The 5732-nt window shown below is 63.6% G+C and carries 6 protein-coding genes; 5 read left to right on the top strand and 1 reads right to left on the bottom strand.

The features are described 5' to 3' along the window. Window positions 1-55: 55 nt before the first annotated feature. The 5 genes from QZ634_RS00070 to QZ634_RS00090 all read left to right on the top strand — a co-directional run bounded on the left by QZ634_RS00070 (window position 56) and on the right by QZ634_RS00090 (window position 4345). Complete coding sequence (locus QZ634_RS00070) at window positions 56-502, top strand: NUDIX hydrolase (RefSeq protein ID WP_291984483.1); 447 nt, start codon at window positions 56-58, stop codon at window positions 500-502. Then, entirely contained in the window at window positions 499-1098 is a 600-nt protein-coding gene (locus tag QZ634_RS00075) for a hypothetical protein (protein ID WP_291984485.1), read from the top strand. The genes QZ634_RS00070 and QZ634_RS00075 overlap by 4 nt, the downstream gene beginning before the upstream one ends. 13 nt (window positions 1099-1111) lie before the next feature. Then, a complete protein-coding gene (gene mnmA, locus QZ634_RS00080) occupies window positions 1112-2212 on the top strand; it encodes a tRNA 2-thiouridine(34) synthase MnmA (protein ID WP_291987910.1) in 1101 nt (366 codons plus the stop codon). A gap of 361 nt (window positions 2213-2573) precedes the next feature. Then, window positions 2574-3383, top strand: a complete 810-nt coding sequence (locus tag QZ634_RS00085) for a PEP-CTERM sorting domain-containing protein (protein WP_291984487.1) — start codon at window positions 2574-2576, stop codon at window positions 3381-3383. Window positions 3384-3469: 86 nt separating this feature from the next. After that, window positions 3470-4345 (top strand): class I SAM-dependent methyltransferase, encoded by an 876-nt coding sequence (locus tag QZ634_RS00090; protein ID WP_291984489.1) that lies wholly within the window; start codon window positions 3470-3472, stop codon window positions 4343-4345. Window positions 4346-5184: 839 nt separating this feature from the next. Here the strand turns inward: QZ634_RS00090 and QZ634_RS00095 are convergent. Further along, a complete protein-coding gene (locus tag QZ634_RS00095; RefSeq protein WP_291864366.1) occupies window positions 5185-5562 on the bottom strand; it encodes a hypothetical protein in 378 nt (125 codons plus the stop codon). Window positions 5563-5732: the final 170 nt, after the last annotated feature.

Below are 5732 nucleotides of genomic sequence, written 5' to 3' on the forward strand. Positions count from 1 at the left end.
CGCCCCCCGGTTGGCGGTAAAATGGCGAGCTCCCGCTACCCGCAAGGCTTGTCGAATGGTCTGGAAACCCAACGTCACCGTCGCCTCTGTGCTCGAACGCGATGGCCGCTTTCTGCTTGTCGAGGAGGAAACCGAATACGGTGTCTGCTACAACCAGCCGGCAGGCCACCTCGAGTGTCGCGAGTCCCTGATCGATGCGGTGGTCCGCGAGACGCTCGAGGAGACGGCCTGTACGCTGAATCCGCAATACCTGGTCGGCGTCTACAACTGCCGCAACGAAGCCCGCGACCTGACCTACCTGCGCTTTGCCTTTGGCGGCGAGATCGTCGCTCACGATCCCGGCCGGCAGCTCGACACCGGCATTCTGGCGGCGCACTGGCTGACCCTGGCCGAGATCCGCGCCCTGCAGGCGCAGCATCGCAGTCCGCTGGTACTGCTTTGCATCGAGGACTGGCTGGCGGGAAGGCGCTATCCGCTGGATTTGCTGACCCACTGTCAATGAGGTGGCTGCTGGCGCTGGCGCTCCTCGCGGCGGCGGCACCGCTGAGCGCTGGCGAGGCGATCAGCGTCTGTTACAACTACGGTTGTCTGAGCCAATCCGACGTGCACTACGCCGACGAGCAGCTGGCGCAGATACGGGCGCTGCTCGGCACGGCAGAGAGTGCCGCCGACGAGCGTGCGAAGCTGTCGCTGGCGATGGGCTGGCTGCTCGGCTGGGCCGGCCAGCAGACGCCGATTGCCGCCGACCGTGGCGGTAACACCGCCGACGATGGTGTCTATGGGCGGATGGATTGCATCGATCACTCGACCACCGGCACGCGCCTGCTGCGCTTGCTGGAGGCCCGCGGCTGGCTACGCTTTCATCGCGTGCTCGACCCGGTGTGGCGCGTGCTCTACCTGTTCCAGGTGCACCATGCGGCGCAGATAGAGGAGGTCGTGGCAACGCTCGGGAGCGAGTCGGGGGCGAACGCCGGCAACGGGGAAGCCGAGCCGGCGCGCTACGTCGTCGACAGCTGGTTTCGCGACAATGGTCAGCCGGCGCTGGTGATCGACTTGCAGAGTTGGCTGGATGGCCAGGAAGAGAACCTTGAACCTTAGCAAAGGCAGGAACATGAAGGTGGCAAAGACGGTGGTCGTCGGCTTGTCCGGGGGGGTCGATTCGGCAGTGGCGGCCATGCTGCTCAAGGAGCAGGGCTGGCATGTTCTCGGCCTGTTCATGAAGAACTGGGAGGACGACGACAGTGACGAGTACTGCTCGTCGCGACAGGATCTGGTCGATGTGATGAGCCTTGCCGACGTGATCGGCATCGACGTCGAGGTGGTGAACTTCGCTGCCGAATACAAGGAACGCGTTTTCGCCCACTTTCTCAAGGAATACCAACTCGGTCGAACGCCGAATCCGGACGTGCTGTGTAACTCGGAGATCAAGTTCAGCGCCTTTCTCGAACACGCGCTGAGCATTGGCGCCGATTGCATCGCCACGGGCCACTACGCCGGCGTGCGCGAGTTTGCCGGGGCATTCCAGTTGCTCAAGGCCGAGGACGGGACCAAGGACCAGAGCTACTTCCTGCACCGCCTGAATCAGCAGCAATTGGCGAAGACGCTGTTCCCGCTGGCCGGCCTGTACAAGCGCGAGGTGCGCAAGATGGCCGAGACGGCGGGGCTGCACGTCGCGCTGAAGAAGGATTCGACGGGTATCTGTTTCATCGGTGAGCGGCCGTTCAAGGAGTTCCTGATGCGTTACCTGCCCGCACGGAAAGGCGAGATTCGTGGCCTCGACGACAATCGCCTGCTCGGCGAGCACGACGGCGTCGCCTATCACACCATCGGCCAGCGCAAGGGGCTGCACATCGGCGGCGTCAAAGGGGGCAAGAGTGGTGACAGCGGTGACCACGACGCCTGGTTCGTGGCTCGCAAGGACATCGCCAGCAACACTCTGTATGTCGTCCAGGGGCACGCACATCCGGCGTTGCTGACCGACGAGCTGCGTGCCGAGGACCTCTCCTGGGTGGCCGGCCGGGCAGCGCACACGCACTGGGTGTACACGGCCAGGACGCGTTACCGCCAGGCCGACGCCGCTTGCGAAATCGAGCGCATCGATGCCGGCGCGTGCCTGATCCGCTTCGCCGAAGCGCAGTGGGCGGCGACGCCGGGCCAGTCGGTCGTGATTTACGAAAGCCGCGTCTGCCTCGGCGGCGGCGTTATCGCCTGATCGCGGCGGTGCTTGGACGCCCCTCGTGAGGCGCCACGGCTGTCGCGCGCCGGCTTCAGACCCACGCTTCGGCGCCTGGTGGTCGCGGGCGGTCACCGATGTTCGCCTCGGACTCGTCTGCCCCCGGATCTGATCGATGTTGGCCGGTGCGAAATGTCACGTTGAAGGGCGGCAAACTGTCGGAAAATTTTACAGTGGTAAGCTTTCTTGGTTGTTGAAGTGCGCTAAGTCTTTGATTGTGCGTTTTTAAATGTTTCTGGCACGGTACGTGCTTATAGTTCGTCGGGTCCCATGAAAGTTACAGCCCGCCAGGTTTGCCGAGTTCAATGGACTAACTAATACTCTCAAGGAGAAAATTGTGATGAAAAAAAGAATGTTGGCTTCGGCCATCTGCGGCCTGGGCCTTATGGCTTCGGGCGCTGCTTCCGCCTCTGTCATCGGGGGTGTCGATTTCGGCCCCTTCGGCTTCCACATCGATACCACCACGCTGGCCGAGACCTTTGTCGGCGCTAACGGCGACATCGCCCGGGGTTACGGCGTCATCAATACGATCAACGGCAACAACGCCTACGCCGGTACCGAAAAGTTGTTCTTCATCTTCGACAACTATGTCGCGAAGGATTACACCCCGACCACGGTCAACTTCTCGGGTGGCGTGGTCAAGATCTACAAGCGCGCAGACTTCAACCTGCTCCTGCAGGGCTCGGAAGGCGTCGGCGGTAACCTCGACCTGATCGATGACGGCATCCTGTGGGCGACGATGACCGGCCATGCGCAGCAGGGAACGGTCAATACCCTGTCGGCAAGCGGTCAATTCACCGGTGCGTCGCTGAGCTTCACGGGTGCGGGCCTGCTGGATGTCGACCAGACTCCGGGTAGCGGCCTGCTCGACGTGCAAACGCGCCTCAACGGGAACGACATCGCGGACGGCGTTGCTCCTGGTTTCGGTTTCGCGGACGTTGCCCTGACCACCTCGGCCAACAACTTCGTGCTCAACCCGTTCGACAATACGGCTGGCTGCCGGACCGGTGGGGCAGTTGCTGGTCAGTGGTGTCTTGCTGGCTCGGCCGACCTGCGCGGTACCATCATTCCTGAGCCGGGCGTTCTGGCTCTGCTCGGTATCGGCCTGCTGGGCGTGGTTACCTCGCGCCGCAAGAGCAAAGCCGCCTAATCGGGCTTTGCGGGGGGCGAATAGCCCTCTCGGTTCGGGAGCCCCGCTTGCTTGGCAAGCGGGGCTTTTTCGTATATAAACGGGCGATGCCGAACCCCGCCCTGATCCCGACCTTCCTGCGCGAACTGCTGGTCAGCCGCAGCCTGCCACGCGAGCCCGAGCCAGACTTGGTCATGGACGACCCGCAACAGGTTGCCGCCTACGCGGAAGCCGGTCGCATCGACGGCATCATGGCCTCGTCGTACCTGTTCCATTCGGCGCGTATCAGCCAGGTCGTCCAGGGGTGCAAGACTGTCCTCGACCTCGGCTGCGGTCCGGCGACACAGCTCGCCCAGATCGCGCAGTTCAATCCCGAAATCGCCTTCACCGGCCTCGACCTCTCGCCGGCAATGCTCGCCGACGCGCAGCGCCATGTGCAGGAGCTGGCCCTGAGCAACGTGGATTTCCGCCAGGGCGACATCACCCGCCTGGACAGCTTCGCCGATCGCAGTTTCGATGCGGTGATCAGTACCATGGCCCTGCATCACCTTCCGACCCTGCAACACCTCGACGACTGCCTGGCCGAGGTGGCTCGCGTGCTGCGTCCGGGTGGCGCCCTGTACCTCACCGATTTCAGTCGGCTGAAGTCGCTCAAGTCGGTCATTTTCTTCGCCTACATGAATGCCGACCATCAACCGCACATTTTTTCGCTGGATTACGAGCGCTCCTTGCGCGCGGCGTTCCTCAAGGAAGAGTTCGAAAGTCTGGTCAGCCGCCATTTTCCTTCCGAGGTCAGCGTTCAATCGACCTTCAAGGTGCCCTTCCTGGTGATCATCAAGACCGCGGATCACCCTTTGCCGGAGGCGCTTCGCCAGCGGATCGCGGCGATGTACAAGGCACTGCAGCCGCGCTACCGTCGTGACCTCAACGACATCCGCAACTTCTTCGCCCTCGGTGGCCTGCGCAACGATCCCTTCTCGTAGGCGCGCGCAGCAAAGTGGAGTGGCGTTGGGGTGTGGCTGGCTGTGGCCGGCGCCTTCAGGTCGCCGCCCCCATCCGCCCGCACGTCATTGCGAGGAGGCGTAGCCGACGCGGCAATCCAGAGGTCTTGTTTCTCGCCTGGCCGACGGGGCGCACCAGTCGTCAGAGAATGGAACTGGATTGCCGCGTCGGCTGCGCCTCCTCGCAATGACGACGGTGGCTGGCGAGTGCTTGTCCGGATTCGGCGACGCGGGTAGCGGCATGGAGCGGGTGAAATCCCGCCAGCGCACGGGTTTCGGGCGGCTGTCATGGTCGCTGAAAGTCTCGTCAAGAACGCCGCACAACACGACCCCGACAATCCTGCAAGGCCACCACGAACCCGCTGCGCGAAGCGGGTCGTGGCGCTGCGCTTGTGCGCCTCAGACGACCAGTTCGCCCGGTTCGATACACTGTGGAGGGGCGTGGCCGGCGCGGCGGCTTCAGGTCGCCGCCCCCATCCGCCCGCACGTCATTGCGAGGAGGCGCAGCCGACGCGGCAATCCAGAGGTCTTGTTTTTCGCCTGGCCGACGGGGCGCACCAGTCGTCAGAGAATGGAACTGGATTGCCGCGTCGGCTGCGCCTCCTCGCAATGACGACGGTGGCTGGCGAGTGCTTGTCCGGATTCGGCGACGCGGGTAGCGGCATGGAGCGGGTGAAATCCCGCCAGCGCACGGGTTTCTGGCGGCGGTCATGGTCGCCGAGAGTCTTGTCAAGAACGCCGCACTACACGACCCCGACAATCCTGCAAGGCCACCACGAACCCGCTGCGCGAAGCGGGTCGTGGCGCTGCGCTTGTGCGCCTCAGACGACCAGTTCGCCCGGTTCGATACGTCCCATGCCGATATAGACGTGGGCAGCCTGATTGAACAGGCTGTCGAGATCCGGCCATCTCGTCTCCGGAACGGCGCCGGTGATCCAGCCGTTCGGCGCCTGCAGGAAGAAACCGGTATAGCAGTCGTTCGCCTTGTCGCCGCCATCGTCCATGTTGCACAGCGCGAGCGGGCCGATGGCCGTGATGGGCACAGGGTAGCCGTCGTCGGCGCGGACGCCGAAGCCGATCACGTTGAAGCGTTCGGTGATGCTCCAGGTCTTGATGTCGTCCTTCGCCGAGGTGTCGATGGAAATCACTATCCAGCCAGCCTCCGCCGGCACTATCGCCTCAAACTGTCTCTTGGCCATCTTTCTATCCTTGAAGTTGTGAGCAGACTTGCGCAGCACCATTGCCGGCACAGGCGGAAACGTATCACGTTCGCGCGTTCACAAGAAGCGTGGACGGGCAGCGTTCCCTTGCCGTCCAGCGCTCCCGTTGGTCGGCAGAAGCGACGCAAGCAGGCGCCGCGGGCCGGTGC

It is taken from the genome of Candidatus Accumulibacter sp. ACC007 (genome assembly GCF_907163205.1).
Taxonomy (GTDB): Bacteria; Pseudomonadota; Gammaproteobacteria; order Burkholderiales; family Rhodocyclaceae; genus Accumulibacter; species Accumulibacter regalis.